Source organism: Aeromonas sp. BIGb0405, from assembly GCF_024807335.1.
GTDB classification, from domain to species: Bacteria; Pseudomonadota; Gammaproteobacteria; order Enterobacterales; family Aeromonadaceae; genus Aeromonas; species Aeromonas rivuli.
The window spans coordinates 1-17,851 of record NZ_JANUEP010000004.1 but is presented as its reverse complement, the minus strand read 5'-3'; the positions used below and the strand labels follow the sequence as shown (position 1 = coordinate 17,851).

Below are 17,851 nucleotides of genomic sequence, written 5' to 3'. Positions count from 1 at the left end.
ATGAGACAGGGCGACGCCGATGACAGAGTGTGATGGGGGCAACAGGAGCAGAGATCCTGCACAATCTGTCAGCTTGATATTCATTCTCGTTTAGGCATCATGATAGGCCTCATTCAAGTAAGGAGGTCTCTCATGGCACAGACACTCACCAGGCCGGATGACACTGAGGCGCACTGGCAGCGTTACATGATAGAAGCCGAGCACTCCTTGGCACAGGGGGCGCTAGGCTCCGCAGTCTGCCTCTATCAGCAGGCCCTTGGCGCCATCTCCGAGTCTGTCGATGGGCAGAGCAAAGCCGTCACCATCGACCTCGAAGAGCTGGCCACCATGCGGGTTGCCACCTGCCATCGTCTCGCCGACTTCTGGCGTGCCATGGGGGAGCCCAACTACGAGTTGCGCTACCTCAAACTAGCCGCCGAATTGGTGACGGCACTGGTGCCCCAGTGTCCCCACCAGGGCTGCGAGTCCCTCATCAGTGAGCTGGGGTGCTGCCGCGCCGCCCTGCTTGGTTTCCTGCGTCGCCACCCCAACCCCGAGATAGCCAGGCTGATCCAGAGTCAGGACATCTTGCAAGGTTGCGAGCTGATTGGACGTTTTCGTCTCAACTGATCAACCTCACCCGGGTTGAGCGGGCGGGTTGCGACGGGTTTATCCCCTGGTGGCCAGTTTGCGGGCGATGCGCGCTTGCGCCTCTTCCCCCTGCAACGCCAGGGAGAAGGCGCGCGCCTCCGTGTCGATGACGAAATGAACCGCCTGCCTGAGCTCTTGTTTGAGCAGGGCCTTGCTTCTTTGCAGGGCAAGGGGAGGCTTGTCGGCGAGCCGCTCGGCCTGGTGTTTGGCATGGGCCAGGAGATCGCCCGGGGCCAGCACCTGGTTGGCCAGCCCCAGATCCAGCGCCTCCCGGGCCGAGAGTGGCTCTGCCAGCAACAGCAGCTCGCACGCCTTGAGGTGACCCACGGCCCGGGGCAGCAACAAACTGGAAGCAAATTCAGGCACCAGACCCAGCTCGACGAAGGGCAGTTGCAGCCTGGCGTTATCTGCCAGATAGACCAGATCGCAGTGCAGCAGCAGGGTGGTGCCTATGCCCACCGCCGCCCCGGCCACGGCGGCCACCAACGGCTTGGGGAAATCGGCAAGGGTGTGCAGGAACTGCAAGATGGGGTCATCCTCGCCGAGGCTCTCCTTGCCGATGAAATCGCCGAGATCGTTGCCGGCGGTGAAGCAATCCTGCTGGCCCTGCAGCAGCACCACTCGCACGTCCGCATCCAGCGCGGCCTCACGCAGTTGCTGGGTCAATGCTTGATACATGACGCCATTGAGGGCGTTGCGTTTGGCGGGGCGATTCAAGGTTAGGGTCAGTACCCCCTGCTGGCGCTGGCTGATGATGGGGTCGTTCATGTCGCAATCCTTGGCTGGTGGTCTGTTCAAGCTCCGCGCTTGGCAGTAAGCTTTTCCTTTCTTAACAAGTTCATAAAAGGATTTCAACTATGTTAAAACGCATGTTTTATGCGGCAGTCTCCCTGTTGCTGGCGACCCCGGTGCTGGCGAACGTGACAGCCAGCGACGGTTATGTGCGTCTGCTGCCCCCCGGCTCCCCCAACACGGCGGCCTTCGTGGTGTTGAAAAACGACGGTGATGCCCCGGTGAAACTGACCGGCGCCAGCTCTCCCGAGGTGGCTCGCGCCGAGCTGCATGCTCACCTCCATGAGAATGGCGTGATGCGTATGCGTCAGGTCGAGAGCATCGAGATCCCGGCCAAGGGAGAGGTGGCGCTCAAGCCGGGCAGTTTTCACATCATGCTGTTCGATCTCAAGGATCAACCCAGTCAGGATACCCCCTTCCCCCTGACCCTGAGTCTGGATAATGGTCAGACCCTGGGTCTGTTGTTACCGGTGAAACCGGTCGAGCCTTCGGCGGGGATGCAGCACTAATCCGGGTCAGATCTGGGTCAGAATTGGTCGCTGTGTGGATAATCTTGCTAGGTATTGGGGATAAGCGAGGTAAAATGCAGGTCTAATCCCGCATTCTCTGGAGTTTAATAATGAAAAAGACACTGTTGGCCTCTTCCCTGCTTGCCCTGATGAGCACCTCTGCCATGGCCGCCGATGACTGGCGCTTTGCCGTCGGCAGCGATATCTGGAATGCCGAAGGTAGCGGTCACGTCAACGACATCGGGGCCAACGGCAGCTTTGATGACAAAAACAACTGGAGCGGTTACCTGCAGCTGGAGCATGGCATCATCCTACTGCCCAATGCCAAGTTTGAAATGTCCGACCTGAGCTCCAGCGGCGGCGCCTTCGACAACGATCTGCAAGCCTACGATCTGAGCCTCTACTATCGCCTGTTCAACAACGATCTGTTCCAGATTGATCTGGGTCTGACCGGTCGTCGTTATGAAGGGGACTTCAATACCCAGCACTACTCCTATGACAAAGACGTGCTGATGGCTTACAGCAGCGCCGAAGTGCGTCTGCCGGGTACCGGCTTCTCTGCCTTCGGCGATGCCCGGGTGCAGGATGCTGACAACTATGACTACCGTCTGGGTGGTGCTTACAAGTTCTCCTCCCTGCCGCTCAAGCTGCGCGCTGGCTGGCGTCAAGTCGATGTCGACTTTGACAAGGTTGATCAGCGGATAGATGGCTGGTTCGCTGGCGCCGAATTCAGCTTCTAATTTCACGGTAACGAGGGTTCCTCATGGGTAACATCATTGTGACGGGGGCGGGGTCTGGTCTGGGCCGAGCCTTGACGAATGGACTGGTGGCCCGCGGTCACCGGGTGGCCATGATGGGACGCCGTTACCAGAAATTGCAGGATCTAGAGGCCGAACTCGGTCAGGCCGTGATCGGCATCGCGGCGGATCTCTCCCACTACGAAGAGGTGGAGATGGCCTTCGCCGCTGCGGTGGAGTGGGGCGGTCTGCCGAGTCTGGTGATCCATTGCGCCGGGGTCGGTGAGTTTGGCCCGGTCGGCGTCTATACCGCCGAACAGGTGCGCCGGGTGGTGGAGAATAATCTTGTCTCCACCATTTTGGTGGCCCAGCAGACGGTGCGGCTCATCGGGGAGCGGGGCGGCATACTCGCCAATGTGCTCTCCTCGGCCGCGCAGGTTGGCAAGGCCAACGAGAGCCTCTATTGCGCCTCCAAATGGGGCATGCGCGGCTTTCTCGAATCCTTGCGCGCCGAGACCAAGGGCGGCCCGCTGCGCCTGGTCAACCTCTATCCAAGCGGCATTCGCAGTGAATTCTGGGACAACTCGGATCACGTGGACCCGAGTGGTTTCATGACCCCGGAAGACGCTGCCGAATACATGCTCGATGCCCTGGAGGCGCGCAGCAGCTGCCATGTGACCGACCTCTTTATTGGTCGCAATTAGGCACTGTTGCCTGGAGACGCTGGATCACCAGACAACAAAAAGCGCGCCGATTGGCGCGCTTTTTTATGGGCGTTGGCGGGGATTAACGGCCCAGCTTGGCCTTGATCATGGCGACGATGTCGGTGATGGCCACTTCCTGCTTCTCACCGGTACGGCGGCACTTGTACTCCACCACGCCGCTGTCCAGGCCACGATCGCCGATGACGATGGCGTGGGGGACGCCCAGCAGCTCCATGTCGGCAAACATCACGCCCGGGCGCTCTTTACGGTCATCGAACAGGGTGTCGACCCCGGCGGCTTTCAGCTCGGTGTAGAAACGCTCGGCCAGTTCGGCAACCCGTACCGATTTGTGCATGTTCATCGGAATGATGACCGCTTCGAACGGTGCTATGGCATCCGGCCAGATGATGCCGTACTGGTCATTGTTCTGCTCGATGGCGGCAGCCACCAGGCGGGAGACCCCGATACCGTAGCAGCCCATCTCCATGGTGACGGACTTGCCGCCCTCGTTGAGCACGTTGGCCTTCATGGCTTCGGAGTACTTGGTGCCCAGCTGGAAGATGTGGCCCACTTCGATGCCGCGCTTGAGCAGCAGCTTGCCCTGGCCGCAGGGGCTGGGGTCGCCTTCCACCACGTTGCGCAGATCGGCCACTTCGTAAGCGGTGATGTCACGATCCCAGTTGGCACCGGTCAGGTGGAAGCCAGTCTCGTTGGCGCCACAAACAAAATCGCTCAGCTGGGCGGCGCTGCGATCGACGATGATGCGACCGGCAAAGCCGACCGGACCGATGGAGCCTGCCTCGCAGCCTGCCGCGGCGAGGATCTGCTCGTCGCTGGCGAAGGTGAGCGGGTTGGCCACCCCGGCCAGTTTCTCTGCCTTGAGCTCGTTGAGCTCATGGTCGCCGCGCACTATCAGGGCAATCACGGCCTGCTTGCCGTGCTCGTCCGCATCAGCCAGTACCAGCAGGGTCTTGGCGATGGCGCTCGGTGCCAGGCTCAGGAAAGCGGCGACCTCATCGATGCTGTGCACCGCCGGGGTAGCGACCTTGGTCAGGGCCTGGGTCGCGGCAGCGCGCTCACCGGCCGGGGCCAGGGCTTCGGCCATCTCGATGTTGGCGGCGTAGTCAGAGCTGTCGGAGAAGGCGATCAGGTCTTCACCGCTCTCGGCCAGCACCTGGAACTCATGGGAGCCAGTGCCACCAATGGAGCCGGTATCGGCCTGCACCGGGCGGAAGTTCAGGCCCATGCGGCTGAAGGCGGTGCAGTAGGCGGCGTGCATCCGCTCGTAGGTCTCGATCAGCGAGGCCTTGTCGATGTGGAAGGAGTAGGCATCCTTCATCAGGAACTCGCGACCGCGCATCACACCGAAACGGGGGCGCACTTCATCGCGGAACTTGGTCTGGATCTGATAGAGGTTCAGGGGCAGCTGCTTGTAGCTGTTCACCTCGTTACGGACCAGGGCGGTAATCACCTCTTCGTGGGTCGGGCCCAGCACGAAGGCTCGGTTGTGACGGTCGGTCAGGCGGCACAGCTCAGGGCCGTAGTCGTCCCAGCGGCCGGATTCCTGCCACAATTCGGCCGGTTGAACCACCGGCATGGACACTTCGACAGCCCCTGCGTTGTTCATCTCTTCGCGGACTATGTTCTCAATCTTCTTGAGTACACGCAGACCAGAGGGCAACCAGGCGTACATGCCGGAGGCCAGTTTGCGGATCATGCCGGCGCGCAGCATCAGCTGATGGCTGACAACCTCGGCGTCGGACGGAGTTTCCTTGAGGGTAGAAAGCAGATAATGGCTGGTACGCATCGCGATGAACCTTAACGTGAGACGGGCCGCCGGGCCCTGGATAAATGCAAGGGCGGAATTTTAACATGGGTCACTGCCCTAATGCGATTATCTGTTCGCGATAGCGCACCAATGCGGACTATTTCTCTGTTCGTCATCGCGCAGGAGTGCGCCCACTGGCTGGCGATGGCCTATGAGGGGGCGGGTGATAGGAGAAAGGCAGAAAAAGGCGGCCTGGATGCCGGCCGCCTTGCTAAGAGGAGGGCGCCAGGATCAGCCGAGATAGTCGATCATGATCTTCGATATCTTGCCATCCAGGCCATTGTGGTAATGGCTGGTGACGACCACATTGCCCCCATCCAAATTGGCGCTGCTGTTGAAGCTGCTGACGACGACGGAGTCGGCAATGGGCCCCTTGATCAGGATCTGGGCCCAGTCATCGTCGGTGCTGGCTGACGGACTGTCATACACCTTGATCAGGGTGATGCCGGGGAGGCCCTCCAGCTTCAGGGAGCGGGCTTCATCATTGCGAAAACCATGGTCTCCGCTCTGGCAGTTGATGTTGTAACTCGCGCCACCACTGAGGGTGTTGCCGACCTGATCCTGAGTGGCGCCATTGCCTTCCCAAAAGCTGATACGTCCATTAGCCATCTTGCTCTCCTTGCGCAGTGATGCGCGTGACAAAGGTGGAAGAGTACCAATGAGTCTCATTTAGATCTCACCGGCGAGTTCAGACTAGTCAGTTCGGGGCATATAGCCAGTCCCTATTGATGATTTTCTTCGTAATTAATTGAATCTAAATGAATTAAATATGGAGGTTTAGCCGGCCCCATCATGGGTTCAGCTTGAACGCATACCTTCTTAAGGGTCCTGTCCGCGATAAAAGCACGGAAAGAGGAGAGTGGGGAGGCTGGCATATGCTGGATACTTATCCAGTTATTCTTTATGCTAGGGGCCACTTTATGACGAGCTGTTTTGGTTGAGGAGACAAGCCGTGATCGGTCGCTTGAGAGGCATTGTAATTGAGAAGAATCCCCCCGAGGTGTTGCTCGAGGTGGGGGGCGTGGGCTATGAGGTCCAGATGCCCATGAGCTGCTTCTATGACTTGCCCGAGCTTGGCAAGGAGGCGATCGTTCAGACTCACTTCGTGGTGCGCGAAGATGCCCAGCTGCTGTATGGCTTCAACCACAAGCAGGAGCGCGCCCTGTTTCGCGAGCTGATCAAGACCAATGGCGTCGGCCCCAAGCTGGCGCTGGCCATCCTCTCCGGCATGACGGCCAGCCAGTTCGTGCTCAGCGTCGAGCGCGAGGAGATAAGCACCCTGGTCAAGTTGCCAGGGGTTGGCAAGAAGACCGCCGAGCGCTTGGTGGTGGAGATGAAAGACAGGCTCAAGGGCTGGGTCAGTCACGACCTCTTCTCGCCAGCGACGATCAGTTTGCCCGCCCAGGAGAGCAGCCTGCGCGCCCCCGATGCGAGCGAGGAGGCGGCCAGCGCCCTGGTCGCGCTCGGCTACAAGCCGGCTCAGGCGAGCCAAATTGTGGGCAAGGTCGCCAAGGAGGGGATGTCGGTGGAAGCCATCATCCGCGAATCCCTGCGTAGTCTGGTGTGAGGTAAGAGATGATCGAAGCAGACCGCCTCATCTCGGCCACGGGTGTTCGTGAAGATGAGGTCATCGACAGGGCTATTCGTCCCAAGAAGCTGGCCGACTATACCGGCCAGGATCCTGTTTGCGCCCAGATGGAGATCTTCATCGAAGCCGCCCGCCAACGTGGCGAGGCGCTGGATCATTTGCTGATCTTTGGCCCACCGGGTCTGGGCAAGACCACCCTCGCCAATATCGTGGCCAATGAGATGGGGGTGAACATCAAGACCACCTCGGGTCCTGTGCTGGAGAAAGCTGGGGATCTGGCGGCGCTGCTCACCAACCTCGAACCCAATGATGTGCTCTTCATCGACGAAATTCACCGACTCAGCCCAGTGGTGGAGGAGGTACTCTATCCGGCGATGGAAGATTATCAGCTCGACATCATGATAGGAGAGGGGCCCGCGGCCCGCTCCATCAAGCTCGACCTGCCCCCCTTCACCCTGATTGGCGCCACCACCCGGGCCGGCTCCCTCACCAGCCCGCTGCGGGACAGATTCGGCATCGTCCAGCGGCTGGAGTTCTACAACGTCAAGGACTTGACCGACATAGTCGCGCGTAGCGCCCGCTGCCTGGGCCTTGAGATGACCGACGATGGCGCCCTGGAAGTGGCGCGCCGCTCCCGTGGCACCCCCCGCATTGCTAACCGATTGTTACGCCGGGTCCGTGATTTCGCCCAGGTGAAATCCGATGGCCGCATCGATGGCCCCATTGCGGCCCGTGCCATGGACATGCTGGACGTGGATAACGAAGGTTTCGACTTCATGGATCGCAAGCTATTGTTGGCTGTGATTGACAAGTTTATGGGCGGACCTGTCGGGCTGGATAACCTGGCTGCCGCCATCGGTGAAGAGAAGGATACTATTGAGGACGTTCTTGAGCCCTACCTGATCCAGCAGGGTTATCTGCAACGTACTCCAAGAGGCAGGATTGCGACGGTTAGAGCCTATGCCCACTTCGGTCTGCAGCGACCCGCTGAGAGCTGAAAACGGCTGGTTCGACAAAAAACCGTCCTCTGGGGCGGTTTTTTTATGGGCGGGCATAAAAAAGCCCACACGCACAGGCGGTGGGCATAAAAGACAATTCAGGGTGGATGTTCACAGACAGTGAGTGCGCCTGGACACAAGCCGGGTAAGGCAAAAACGGTGAGTCGTCGCGAGACTCAGAGTCGGTTCATTTGATACAGCTGAACGAAAGAGATCTTGTAATAACGGATCGCTTTAGTAACAAACTTTTTCATCTTGGTATCCCTCTGTCAGATTCGAAATGGTCATCAAAAACGCACTGGGAACCCTGATTAACCGGCCTGTATCCAAGGGATTGCCCTCACTGCGGGGCGCATTGTAGGAGGAGGTTCATGAAGGAGCAAACAAGAAAAATTGTCACTTTCGGATTAGTTTTATTAATTCATTTTCTGGCGATTCAAACTAGCATGAACATGCGTTTTTATCGGTTTTTCAGTAATTTCGCATCGAGGCATCATCTTTGACAGGAATGAGTAGGTCTATATTGATGCAACGATTTATTTAATAGGTTTTATCGTGGCGCGCAATTTGTAAAAATTGATTTAAATCAATAAATTAAAATCTTTGCGAATGTGTGACTTTGCTCTCAAAATGGATGTAATTTAAGCGTAAAAAACCCTTTTAAACACATGTATTGACACTGGTTTTACATTGATTTCAATCAAATAAAGATGATATAAAACAGTCGTCATCATGGGCGAGAATAAATACCAGCTGCTTGTTTTGTAGTTGTTAAACATTAGCTTTATTTGTTCTTAGTTATTGCCTTGTTGTTAATATTTGGTCGTGACCTAACAATGCGGTTGTGAAGTGATGCAGTACGCAGCGGGTTCGGGAGCACCAACGGAAGCTTTGTTCTTAAATACACCTAAAATAGCCGTGCCAATAATCGGTGAGGAAACATCATGATTGCTGAGCATGTGGTAGACCTATCGCGGTTCCAATTTGCTGCGACGGCCCTTTATCACTTCCTGTTTGTACCCCTGACGCTGGGAATGGCCTTCATTCTTGCGATCATGGAATCTGTCTATGTCATGACCAATAACCCCGTTTACAGGGACATGACCAAGTTCTGGGGCAAGTTGTTTGGGATCAACTTCGCCTTGGGGGTCACAACGGGTCTGACCATGGAGTTCCAATTCGGGACTAACTGGGCCTACTACTCCCACTATGTCGGCGATATCTTCGGGGCCCCGCTGGCCATCGAAGGCTTGATGGCCTTCTTCCTCGAGTCCACCTTCGTCGGTATGTTCTTCTTCGGTTGGGATCGCCTCACCAAGCGTCAGCATCTGGCGGCAACCTGGTTGATGGCGTTGGGAACCAACCTCTCCGCGCTCTGGATCCTGGTCGCCAACGGCTGGATGCAAAACCCGGTCGGTGCCGAGTTCAACTTCGAATCCATGCGCATGGAGATGGTGAGCTTCGCGGATCTGGTGTTCAACCCGGTAGCTCAGGTCAAGTTCGTGCACACGGTCGCGGCGGGCTACACCACGGGTGCCATGTTCGTGCTGGGCATTTCCTCCTATTACCTGCTCAAGGGGCGGGATGTGGCGTTTGCTCGTCGCTCCTTCGCCATCGCGGCAGCCTTTGGCATGGCCTCCATCCTGTCTGTGTTGATCCTGGGTGATGAGTCCGGCTACGAGACAGGTGAAGTACAGAAGGTGAAACTGGCCGCCATCGAGGCGGAGTGGGATACCCATCCGGCCCCGGCTTCCTTCACCCTGTTCGGTATCCCGAACCAGGAGGAGATGCGCACCGATTACGCCATCAAGATCCCCTATGCCCTCGGTATCATTGCCACTCGTTCCCTGGACGAGCAGGTGACCGGCATCAAGGATCTGAAGAGCGAGCACGAACTGCGGGTGCGTAACGGCATGACCGCCTACGAACTGCTGACCAAGCTGCAATCTGGTGACAAGTCGGAAGAGACCCGTGCCCGTTTCGATGAAGTGAAACAGGATCTCGGTTACGGTCTGCTGCTCAAGCGCTACACCAATAACGTCGTCGATGCGACCGATGCCCAGATCAAGTCCGCCGTGGATGATTCCATCCCCCATGTGGCGCCCCTGTTCTTCGCGTTCCGCATCATGGTTGCCTGTGGCATCGCCATGCTGCTGCTCATTGGTATCGCCTTCTATGACAGCACTCGTCACCGTATCGGTCAGCGCAAGTGGCTGCTCAAGGCGTTGCTGTGGGGTATACCTCTGCCCTGGATTGCCATCGAGTGTGGCTGGTTTGTGGCCGAGTATGGCCGTCAGCCCTGGACCATAGCGGAAGTGTTGCCGACCTTCGTGTCTGCCTCCAACATACCCGCCTCCGAGATCTGGTTCTCCCTGATAGGCATCTGTCTGTTCTATTCGGTACTGCTGGTCATCGAGATGTACCTGATGTTCAAGTATGCGCGTCTGGGCCCTAGCAGCCTCAGAACCGGCAAGTACCACTTCGAACAGCTCAAGGCATAAGGGGATCGACTCATGTTTGATTACGAAATGTTGCGTCTGGTCTGGTGGGTGCTGGTCGGTGTCTTGCTGATCGGGTTCGCTGTCACGGATGGTTTTGATATGGGGGTGGGCGCACTGCTCCCCTTCGTCGGCAAGAAGGATGTTGAGCGTCGAGTGATGCTCAACACCATGGGGCCGCACTGGGAAGGCAACCAGGTCTGGCTGGTCACTGCGGGTGGTGCGCTGTTTGCCGCCTGGCCCATGGTCTATGCGGCAGCCTTCTCCGGCTTCTACATCGCCATGATCTTGACCCTGATGGCGCTCTTCCTGCGCCCGGTCGGCTTCAAGTACCGTTCCCTGCGTGAAGATGCCAAATGGCGCAACAACTGGGATTGGGGAATCTTCATCGGTAGCGCCGTGCCGCCAGTGATCTTCGGGGTGGCCTTCGGCAACCTGCTGCAGGGGGTGCCGTTCAGCTTCAACCAGTTCCTGATGCTGACCTATCACGGCAACTTCTTCGGCCTGCTCAACCCGTTTGGCTTGCTGGCCGGTCTGGTCAGCCTGTTCATGATCGTGACCCAGGGTGCCACCTGGCTGATGATGAAGACCGAGGGGGAAGTGCTGGCTCGCTCCCGTACCGCTGCCATGATCTTCTCCCTGTTGACCCTGGTGACCTTCGCGGTAGCGGGTGTCTGGGTCAGTGGCATGGATGGTTATGTGGTGGTCAGCGGCGCGGCGACCGATGCGGTGACCAACCCTTTGCATAAGGAAGTGGTGGTGCAGGCCGGTGCCTGGATGCAGAACTACAGCCTCTATCCCTGGATGATTGCTGCCCCCGTGCTGGGTCTGGTGATGAGCCTGCTGACCGCGCTTGTGGCCAAGCTGGGCAAGGGCTGGTTGGCGTTCCTCTGCTCCTCCCTGGCTATCGCGGGCATCATACTGACCTGCGGCTTCTCCATGTTCCCCTTCGTGATGCCTTCGAGCCTGGAGCCGTCACAGAGCCTGACCATGTGGGATGCTACAGCCTCCTTCAACACCCTTAAGGTGATGACAGTGGTTGCTGCCATTTTTGTGCCGACTGTGCTGGCGTACACCATCTGGACCTACATCAAGATGTTTGGCCGGGTGAGTAACAAGCACATCGAAGACAACCAACAATCGCTCTACTAAGAAGGTGCCCTGATATGTGGTATTTCACCTGGATCCTGGGTCTGCTGCTGGCTTGTGCGTTTGGGATTATCAATGCGCTCTGGCTGGAGCACACCGAGAACCTGGATCGCACGATCGATGAAGACAAGTGACCAACTGGCCCGGCTGGCCGCTCCCCTTGAGCGCCAGCCATGGCAGGGTCTGATGTTACTCGCGGCGGCCCTGTTGGCCGCCGTCATTTTACAGGCCCCTAATCTGATTGCGGCCAACACCAGTGCTCATGGTCACTGGGTGGCGCCCTGGTTGATGTGGGCAGTCAGTTGCGGCGTCATGCACGGCCTGGGGTTTCATCCCCGCAGCCTGCCGGGCAGGGTGTTTTTCTGTCCCTGGCTCGCCTGGCCAAGCCTGCTTTATGGGCTCTGGCTGACACACAGTTACTTCCTGCCATAAAAACAGGGGGAGACAGGATTTCCCTGTCTCCCCCTGCTTCTTTCCTATTCACCCCTGCGCTATGATACCCCCCCATCAGACTGTCGAATGGATCACAGATTGTTATGGGTGAAGTCTCTGAGTTTCCGGTACGGGTCTACTACGAAGATACCGATGCCGGGGGCATCGTCTACAACGCCAATTATCTCAAATTTATGGAGCGGGCCCGCACCGAGTTTCTGCGTGCCGGTGGTATCGAACAGGACGTCCTGCTCGGACTGGGGATCGCCTTCGTGGTGAGCCGGACCGAGATCGATTTTCGCGCCGCAGCCCGCTTCAACGAATTACTGACCGTAATAACGCAAGTGACTGAAGTGAGACGCGCCTCCATGCGCTTCTCGCAACAGATACTGGCGGCTGATGGGCGACTGATCACCCAGGCCATGGTACAGATAGCCTGTGTCAGTCACCCGCTTATGAAACCTGTTGCAATACCTGAAAATGTGAAGGGAGTGCTGTTAAGTGCACGCTGAAATTTCGTTTATTGGTCTGTTCTGGCAAGCCAGCCTCTTGGTCAAGCTGGTGATGTTGACCCTGATGGGCATGTCTGTGGTCTCTTGGGCACTGATTATCCAGCGCGCCAAGGTTATCAAGGCTGCCAACCTGGCATCCGAGCAATTCGAGGACAGATTCTGGTCCGGGGTGGATCTCAACCGCCTCTATCAGGAGTCCTCCTCCCGCCGCGATGATATCGAAGGCATGGAAGACATCTTCTACTCAGGCTTCAAGGAGTATGCCCGTCTGCTCAAGGCCGGTGCCCGGGGTCAGGATGCGGTGATGGACGGTACTTACCGTGCCATGCGGGTGTCGTTGTCTCGCGCCGTGGACGAACTGGAATCCAACCTGCCGGTACTGGCGACCGTCGGCTCCATCAGCCCCTATATCGGCCTGTTTGGTACCGTATGGGGCATCATGAATGCCTTTATCGCCCTGGGACAGGTACAACAGGCGACTCTGCAGATGGTGGCACCCGGCATCGCCGAGGCGTTGATCGCCACCGCCATGGGCCTGTTCGCCGCGATCCCGGCGGTCATCTTCTACAACCGCTTTACCAACAAGGTCGAGCGACTGGAAAACGCCTACGCCAACTTCATGGATGAGTTCACCACCATTCTGAACCGCCAGATAGCACAGCAGCAACAGGGTGATCAGTAATGCAAACCTATCAGCGGATCCGGCGCAAGAAGGTGGCCGAGATCAACGTGGTGCCTTACATCGACGTCATGCTGGTGCTGCTCATTATCTTCATGGCGGTGACGCCGGTGATCACCCAGGGGGTGAAGGTGGATCTGCCCCAAGCGGAGTCTGAGCAACTGCCGGAAGATGCCAAGTCCCCCTTCATCGTCAGCGTCAACGTCGATGGCGAATACGTGGTCAAGGCGGGTGAAGCGGATGACGAGCCGGTACCTGCGGGTTCGCCCGAGGCTATCCAGCAATTTATCACCGAGAAGGCCATGGGGTATCTCGCGGTCAACCAGGGTGCCCCTGTGGTGGTGGCTGGCGACAAGGCCGTGCGCTATGAAGAGGTGATACTGTTGATGGTCGCCTTGAAGAAAGCCGGCGTGCCCCAGGTTGGTCTGATGACGGATCCGGTGAACTGACGGAGATGGATGTGAAACGTGGTATTTCCAGTTATCTCATCGTCTCGCTGCTGCTGCATCTGATCATCGGCATCATCTTGCTGGTCGGTGTCGATTTCAGCAAGCCGAAGCGGCCTGCCTCCTCGGCCCAGATAGTCAACGCTGTGATGCTCGATGACGAATTCCTTGCCGAGCAAGCCGCGAAGATCCAGCAACAGCAAGCACAACAGCAAAACAAGCCCGCCGTGAAGGCCGATATCGATCAGGCTAAACAGGCTCGCGAGCTAGAAGAGGAGCGGCTGAAGAGCGTCGAAACCAAGCGTAAGGCCGCCGAAGAGGCGACCCGCAAAGCCGAGACCGAGAAACAGAAGAAGCAGGCCGAGCAGAAACAGGCCGAAGCGCAAGCTCAACAGGCTGAACAGGTCCGCAAGCAAGAGGAGCTGAAGACCAAGAAGGCCGAGACAGAACGCAAGGCGGCCGAAGAGGCGACCAGCAAAGCCCTGGCCCTGAAGAAGAAACAAGAGCAAGAACAGAAGCAGGCTGAGGAGAAGGCCAAGGCCGCCAAGAAAGTAGAGGCGGACAAGCAGGCCAAAGCAGAAGCGGACAAGAAGGCGAAAGCGGAGGCCGAGAAGAAGGCCAAGGCAGACGCGGACAAGAAAGCCAAGGCGGACGCCGAGAAGAAAGCCAAAGCCGAGGCCGATAAGAAGGCCAAGGACGAGGCGGCCAAAAAGGCAAAAGCTGACGCAGACAAGAAAGCGAAGGAAGAGGCTGACAAGAAGGCCAAAGCCGATGCCGAGCGCAAGCGCAAGGCAGCCGAAGAAGCCAAGCTACAGGCACAACTAGAGGCTCAAATGCAGGCGCAAATGGCGGCTGAGGCCAGCTCTAGAAGTCAGGCAGCGGCGGCAGCGGCTCAGGGTGAGGTCGACAAGTATGCCGCGCTCATCAAGGCCACGGTCGAGCGTTACATGATTTTGGATCCCACCATGCGGGGCAAAACATGTACTATCGGTGTGAAGCTTGCCAGCAGTGGCTTCGTTATTTCGGTCGACAATGGTCAGGGTGATCCCGCCGTCTGTCGTTCGGGTCGAGCCGCCGTACTGAAGGCGAACCAGTTGCCCGTGCCCAAGGATCCTGCGGCATTCGAGCAGCTCAAAGAATTCAATCTCAAATTGGAACCGAGTATTTAAGCCATGATAAGAAAAGTATTTTTTGCTTTGGTTGGCTGCTTGCTGATGGGCCAGAGCGCCCAGGCGGCGCTGGACATCGTCATCACAGGTGGTATCGACAGCGCCCGTCCCATCGCCGTGGCTCCCTTCAAGTGGAGTGGTGAGGGTCAGTTGCCTCAGGATATTGCCGAGGTGGTCTCCAATGACCTGATGCGCAGCGGCAAGTTCAAGCCGCTGGCTCGTGGCCAGATGCCGCAGACCCCGAGCAGCAGTGGCGAGATTGATTTCGCGCCCTGGGCCTCGCAAGGGGTGGAAGCCGTGGTGGTGGGCACCATAGCCCCTGCCGGCAATGGTTCCTACAAAATCAACTTCGAACTGGTCGATGTGCTCAAGGGGCAGCTAGCCAAGACCCAGGGCGGAGAAGCCAATGGTTACGTGCTCGACAGTCGCATGGCCACCATTCCCGGTGCCCAGATGCGTCAGTTTGCCCACCGTATCTCCGACATCGTCTATGAGCGCCTGACTGGCGAGCGTGGCGCCTTCCTGACTCGCCTGGCCTATGTGGCGGTCGATCAGGGTGCCCAGTTCCCCTACCAACTGCGTATCTCCGACTATGACGGTTACAACGAGAAGGTCTTGCTGCGTTCCCGTGAGCCGCTGATGTCTCCGGCCTGGTCGCCGGATGGCAGCAAGCTGGCTTATGTCAGCTTCGAGAATCAGAAGTCCGAGATCTATGTGCAGGATATTTACAATCAGCAGCGCAGCCTTGTCTCCAGCTTCCGTGGCATCAACGGGGCGCCAGAGTGGTCGCCAGATGGTCGCCGATTGGCTATCGTTCTGTCCAAGGATGGTCAACCGGATATCTATATCATTGATGTTGCTAGCAAGCAGCTGACCCGGGTGACCAATAGCCGCACCATAGACACCGAACCCTCCTGGACGGCAGATGGACAAAGTTTGGTATTCACCTCTGAACGTGGTGGCAAACCCCAGATTTATAGCGTAAATTTGGCGACTGGCGCCACTCGTCGCATCACCTGGGAAGGGGATTCTAACCAGGGTGCGTCCATGACAGCGGACGGCAAGTCCATGGTAGTGGTCACCCGGGAACAGGGACAATATCGCATCGCTCGGCAGGATATGGAAAGCGGAGCCATGTTGGTATTGACCCAGAGTGCATTGGATGAGTCGCCAAGTGTGGCTCCTAATGGCAGCATGATCATCTACTCCACCATCTATCAGGGGCGCAAGAGCCTGGCTCTGGTCTCGACGGATGGTCGCTTCAAGGCAGTATTGCCGACAAGCAGCGGGGAAATACGTGCGCCAGCTTGGTCGCCCTTTCTGAATTGATAATAAATTCAATTGTTTTTTGTTTTGTTATAAAGGTTTAAGGAAATAGCATGCAACTCAATAAACTGCTCAAGGGTCTGGCCATCGCACTGCCACTGTTCACCCTGGCTGCCTGTAGTTCTTCTTCCGACTCCGACGCTTCCGGCGCCGAAGCGGGTATGACCGACGGCATGGGTGGTGTACAGACTGGCTCCGCCAATGGTCTGTTGTCACCGGAAGAGCAGATGCGTCAAAAGTTCGAAGCGCTGCAGCGCGATAACGTCATCTTCTTCCCGTACGACGGTTACGATATCCAGGGTCAATACGCCGACCTGCTGGATGCCCACGCCAGCTACCTGCGTGAGCGCCCGTCCGTCAAGGTACTGATCGAAGGTCACGCCGATGAGCGCGGTACCCCTGAGTACAACATCGCCCTGGGCGAGCGTCGTGCCAAGGCCGTAGCCAAATATCTGCAAACCCTGGGTGTGCAGGCTGAGCAGCTGTCCATCGTCAGCTATGGCGAAGAGAAGCCGCTGGACCTGTCTCACACCGAGGATGCCTTTGCCAAGAACCGTCGTGCGGTTCTGGTCTACTAAGGTTTCATTCGGATGAATCTTGTGTATAAAAATGCGGCCATTTCGATGGCCGCACTTCTATTTAGCATGGGGGCCCACGCCGCGGCGCCTGTGTCCGATCTCTCCGGTGGCGACAGTGCCGTCACCGCCGCCTTCGGCAGCAATGCGGGCGCCATCGTGCCCTCAGGCAGCCTGGAGGACAGGGTGGCGCTGCTGGAGCGCACCCTCAATGCCCGTCTGCGTCTACAGGCCGACTTGCAGCAGCAGGTCGACTCTCTGCAAGGAGAGGTGGCCGACTTGCGTGGTCAGCTGGAGCAGCAGACCTACAAGATGGAGCAGTCCCAGGAGCGCCAGCGCCAGCTCTATCAGGAGCTCGACAAGGTCAGCAGCCAACAGGCAGCTCCGGCCGCAGCTGCCGCCGCCACGGCGGCAACGGCCAGCGCCGCGAGTGCCGCGACCTATTCCAGTAACCAGGATGAAAATCAGGCCTATGATTCGGCCGTGAACCTGGTGCTCAAGGATAAGAACTACGACAAGGCGATCCCGGCATTCCAGGGGTTCATCAAGCAGTTCCCGGATTCGAGCTATGTGCCCAATGCCCACTACTGGCTGGGGCAATTGCTGTTCAACAAGGGGGACAGGCCCGGTGCCACTGCCCAGTTCAAGACCCTGGCTGACAAGTACAGCAAGTCTCCCAAGCGTGCCGATGCACTGGTCAAGTTGGGCATGATAGCTCAGCTGGATGGCAACAAGGCGCAGGCAAAAAGTTACTACGAGCAGGTGATCAAGGGCTATCCCAACACCTCGCCAGCACAGCTCGCCAAGCAGAGCCTCGACAAGCTGTAACATTGCGCTAGGTGGTTGTTTTCGTAACACTCTTGTAAATGTGACAGCAGTTTGTACGCACAGTGAGCAAACGGATTTAAATTAAGAATTTTCTGTTGCACCAAGAATTTAAATCCGTATTATAGGCCGCCGTCAGCGTCGGTACAGTCATGTGCCCGATGCGATGGTGGTATGGGTCGTTAGCTCAGTCGGTAGAGCAGTTGACTTTTAATCAATTGGTCGCTGGTTCGAATCCAGCACGACCCACCATTCTCCACTCCAGAGTGGAAAGCAGTATCCCAGGTCGTTTAGCTCAGCTGGGAGAGCACCTCCCTTACAAGGAGGGGGTCACTGGTTCGAGCCCAGTAACGACCACCAGTTTGTAAGCAGTAAATGATTTAGATGGGCCGTTAGCTCAGTCGGTAGAGCAGTTGACTTTTAATCAATTGGTCGCTGGTTCGAATCCAGCACG

20 protein-coding genes and 2 tRNA genes are annotated in these 17,851 nt (G+C 57.6%); 19 read left to right on the top strand and 3 right to left on the bottom strand.

The genetic code is table 11. The features are described 5' to 3' along the window. Window positions 1-132: 132 nt before the first annotated feature. A complete protein-coding gene (locus tag M2366_RS11155; protein ID WP_259269752.1) occupies window positions 133-609 on the top strand; it encodes a DUF2753 domain-containing protein in 477 nt (158 codons plus the stop codon). A gap of 39 nt (window positions 610-648) precedes the next feature. Here the strand turns inward: M2366_RS11155 and M2366_RS11150 are convergent, their stop codons facing one another. Further along, entirely contained in the window at window positions 649-1,398 is a 750-nt protein-coding gene (locus tag M2366_RS11150; protein WP_259269751.1) for an enoyl-CoA hydratase-related protein, read from the bottom strand. An 89-nt stretch (window positions 1,399-1,487) separates the two neighbouring features. On the opposite strand from M2366_RS11150, the gene M2366_RS11145 reads away from it, so the two are divergent. The 3 genes from M2366_RS11145 to M2366_RS11135 all read left to right on the top strand — a co-directional run bounded on the left by M2366_RS11145 (window position 1,488) and on the right by M2366_RS11135 (window position 3,372). Continuing rightward, entirely contained in the window at window positions 1,488-1,931 is a 444-nt protein-coding gene (locus tag M2366_RS11145) for a copper chaperone PCu(A)C (RefSeq protein ID WP_259269750.1), read from the top strand. Between the two features lie 110 nt (window positions 1,932-2,041). Next, window positions 2,042-2,671 (top strand): TIGR04219 family outer membrane beta-barrel protein, encoded by a 630-nt coding sequence (locus M2366_RS11140; protein ID WP_042041576.1) that lies wholly within the window; start codon window positions 2,042-2,044, stop codon window positions 2,669-2,671. A 23-nt stretch (window positions 2,672-2,694) separates the two neighbouring features. Then, the gene (locus M2366_RS11135; protein WP_259237947.1) at window positions 2,695-3,372 is read left to right on the top strand and encodes an SDR family oxidoreductase; all 678 of its coding nucleotides are present in this window, start codon (window positions 2,695-2,697) and stop codon (window positions 3,370-3,372) included. An 82-nt stretch (window positions 3,373-3,454) separates the two neighbouring features. On the opposite strand, the gene M2366_RS11130 is transcribed toward M2366_RS11135, so the two are convergent. Together M2366_RS11130 and M2366_RS11125 are read right to left on the bottom strand one after the other, a co-directional pair. After that, window positions 3,455-5,179 (bottom strand): proline--tRNA ligase, encoded by a 1,725-nt coding sequence (locus M2366_RS11130; RefSeq protein ID WP_259269749.1) that lies wholly within the window; start codon window positions 5,177-5,179, stop codon window positions 3,455-3,457. A 252-nt stretch (window positions 5,180-5,431) separates the two neighbouring features. Further along, on the bottom strand, window positions 5,432-5,809 hold the full coding sequence (locus M2366_RS11125) for a hypothetical protein (protein ID WP_224432051.1): 378 nt from the start codon (window positions 5,807-5,809) through the stop codon (window positions 5,432-5,434). A gap of 343 nt (window positions 5,810-6,152) precedes the next feature. Here M2366_RS11125 and ruvA point away from each other — a divergent pair, with 343 nt between their 5' ends. The 15 genes from ruvA (at window position 6,153) to M2366_RS11050 (ending at window position 17,757) form a co-directional block, all read left to right on the top strand. Then, window positions 6,153-6,767, top strand: coding sequence for a Holliday junction branch migration protein RuvA (ruvA, locus tag M2366_RS11120; RefSeq protein ID WP_042041573.1), 615 nt, complete (start codon window positions 6,153-6,155; stop codon window positions 6,765-6,767). An 8-nt stretch (window positions 6,768-6,775) separates the two neighbouring features. Then, on the top strand, window positions 6,776-7,786 hold the full coding sequence (gene ruvB, locus M2366_RS11115; RefSeq protein WP_042041572.1) for a Holliday junction branch migration DNA helicase RuvB: 1,011 nt from the start codon (window positions 6,776-6,778) through the stop codon (window positions 7,784-7,786). A gap of 944 nt (window positions 7,787-8,730) precedes the next feature. Beyond that, a complete protein-coding gene (locus M2366_RS11110; protein ID WP_259269748.1) occupies window positions 8,731-10,287 on the top strand; it encodes a cytochrome ubiquinol oxidase subunit I in 1,557 nt (518 codons plus the stop codon). A gap of 12 nt (window positions 10,288-10,299) precedes the next feature. Further along, window positions 10,300-11,436, top strand: a complete 1,137-nt coding sequence (cydB, locus tag M2366_RS11105) for a cytochrome d ubiquinol oxidase subunit II (protein ID WP_259269747.1) — start codon at window positions 10,300-10,302, stop codon at window positions 11,434-11,436. Window positions 11,437-11,450: 14 nt separating this feature from the next. After that, the gene (gene cydX, locus M2366_RS11100) at window positions 11,451-11,567 is read left to right on the top strand and encodes a cytochrome bd-I oxidase subunit CydX (protein WP_259237956.1); all 117 of its coding nucleotides are present in this window, start codon (window positions 11,451-11,453) and stop codon (window positions 11,565-11,567) included. Continuing rightward, window positions 11,554-11,865: a cyd operon YbgE family protein gene (locus M2366_RS11095; protein WP_259269746.1), complete on the top strand. Its 312-nt coding sequence runs from the start codon at window positions 11,554-11,556 to the stop codon at window positions 11,863-11,865. Before cydX ends, M2366_RS11095 begins: the two co-directional genes overlap by 14 nt. Window positions 11,866-11,969: 104 nt before the next feature. Beyond that, window positions 11,970-12,377: a tol-pal system-associated acyl-CoA thioesterase gene (gene ybgC / locus M2366_RS11090; protein WP_042041566.1), complete on the top strand. Its 408-nt coding sequence runs from the start codon at window positions 11,970-11,972 to the stop codon at window positions 12,375-12,377. A 1-nt stretch (window position 12,378) separates the two neighbouring features. Continuing rightward, complete coding sequence (gene tolQ, locus M2366_RS11085) at window positions 12,379-13,059, top strand: protein TolQ (protein WP_306381968.1); 681 nt, start codon at window positions 12,379-12,381, stop codon at window positions 13,057-13,059. Further along, window positions 13,059-13,505, top strand: coding sequence for a protein TolR (tolR, locus tag M2366_RS11080; RefSeq protein WP_005908538.1), 447 nt, complete (start codon window positions 13,059-13,061; stop codon window positions 13,503-13,505). Before tolQ ends, tolR begins: the two co-directional genes overlap by 1 nt. Before the next feature lie 5 nt (window positions 13,506-13,510). Next, window positions 13,511-14,671, top strand: a complete 1,161-nt coding sequence (gene tolA, locus M2366_RS11075; RefSeq protein ID WP_042041563.1) for a cell envelope integrity protein TolA — start codon at window positions 13,511-13,513, stop codon at window positions 14,669-14,671. 3 nt (window positions 14,672-14,674) lie between these two features. Further along, the gene (gene tolB / locus M2366_RS11070; protein WP_042041562.1) at window positions 14,675-16,000 is read left to right on the top strand and encodes a Tol-Pal system beta propeller repeat protein TolB; all 1,326 of its coding nucleotides are present in this window, start codon (window positions 14,675-14,677) and stop codon (window positions 15,998-16,000) included. A 50-nt stretch (window positions 16,001-16,050) separates the two neighbouring features. After that, window positions 16,051-16,575 carry a peptidoglycan-associated lipoprotein Pal gene (gene pal / locus M2366_RS11065; protein ID WP_042041561.1) on the top strand — a complete coding sequence of 175 codons (525 nt, stop codon included), beginning with the start codon at window positions 16,051-16,053 and terminating at the stop codon, window positions 16,573-16,575. A gap of 12 nt (window positions 16,576-16,587) precedes the next feature. After that, window positions 16,588-17,400, top strand: a complete 813-nt coding sequence (gene ybgF, locus M2366_RS11060; RefSeq protein ID WP_224432055.1) for a tol-pal system protein YbgF — start codon at window positions 16,588-16,590, stop codon at window positions 17,398-17,400. A gap of 173 nt (window positions 17,401-17,573) precedes the next feature. Further along, a tRNA-Lys gene (locus M2366_RS11055) sits at window positions 17,574-17,649 on the top strand. Between the two features lie 32 nt (window positions 17,650-17,681). Continuing rightward, window positions 17,682-17,757, top strand: a tRNA-Val gene (locus M2366_RS11050). The last annotated feature ends 94 nt before the right edge of the window (window positions 17,758-17,851 follow it).

Coding starts and splice junctions, on each gene's coding strand:
- M2366_RS11155 (WP_259269752.1), top strand. CDS start 133: ATGGCACAGACACTCACCAGGCCGGATGACACTGAGGCGCACTGGCAG.
- M2366_RS11150 (WP_259269751.1), bottom strand. CDS start 1,398: ATGAACGACCCCATCATCAGCCAGCGCCAGCAGGGGGTACTGACCCTA.
- M2366_RS11145 (WP_259269750.1), top strand. CDS start 1,488: ATGTTAAAACGCATGTTTTATGCGGCAGTCTCCCTGTTGCTGGCGACC.
- M2366_RS11140 (WP_042041576.1), top strand. CDS start 2,042: ATGAAAAAGACACTGTTGGCCTCTTCCCTGCTTGCCCTGATGAGCACC.
- M2366_RS11135 (WP_259237947.1), top strand. CDS start 2,695: ATGGGTAACATCATTGTGACGGGGGCGGGGTCTGGTCTGGGCCGAGCC.
- M2366_RS11130 (WP_259269749.1), bottom strand. CDS start 5,179: ATGCGTACCAGCCATTATCTGCTTTCTACCCTCAAGGAAACTCCGTCC.
- M2366_RS11125 (WP_224432051.1), bottom strand. CDS start 5,809: ATGGCTAATGGACGTATCAGCTTTTGGGAAGGCAATGGCGCCACTCAG.
- ruvB (WP_042041572.1), top strand. CDS start 6,776: ATGATCGAAGCAGACCGCCTCATCTCGGCCACGGGTGTTCGTGAAGAT.
- M2366_RS11110 (WP_259269748.1), top strand. CDS start 8,731: ATGATTGCTGAGCATGTGGTAGACCTATCGCGGTTCCAATTTGCTGCG.
- cydB (WP_259269747.1), top strand. CDS start 10,300: ATGTTTGATTACGAAATGTTGCGTCTGGTCTGGTGGGTGCTGGTCGGT.
- cydX (WP_259237956.1), top strand. CDS start 11,451: ATGTGGTATTTCACCTGGATCCTGGGTCTGCTGCTGGCTTGTGCGTTT.
- M2366_RS11095 (WP_259269746.1), top strand. CDS start 11,554: ATGAAGACAAGTGACCAACTGGCCCGGCTGGCCGCTCCCCTTGAGCGC.
- ybgC (WP_042041566.1), top strand. CDS start 11,970: ATGGGTGAAGTCTCTGAGTTTCCGGTACGGGTCTACTACGAAGATACC.
- tolR (WP_005908538.1), top strand. CDS start 13,059: ATGCAAACCTATCAGCGGATCCGGCGCAAGAAGGTGGCCGAGATCAAC.
- tolA (WP_042041563.1), top strand. CDS start 13,511: ATGGATGTGAAACGTGGTATTTCCAGTTATCTCATCGTCTCGCTGCTG.
- tolB (WP_042041562.1), top strand. CDS start 14,675: ATGATAAGAAAAGTATTTTTTGCTTTGGTTGGCTGCTTGCTGATGGGC.
- pal (WP_042041561.1), top strand. CDS start 16,051: ATGCAACTCAATAAACTGCTCAAGGGTCTGGCCATCGCACTGCCACTG.
- ybgF (WP_224432055.1), top strand. CDS start 16,588: ATGAATCTTGTGTATAAAAATGCGGCCATTTCGATGGCCGCACTTCTA.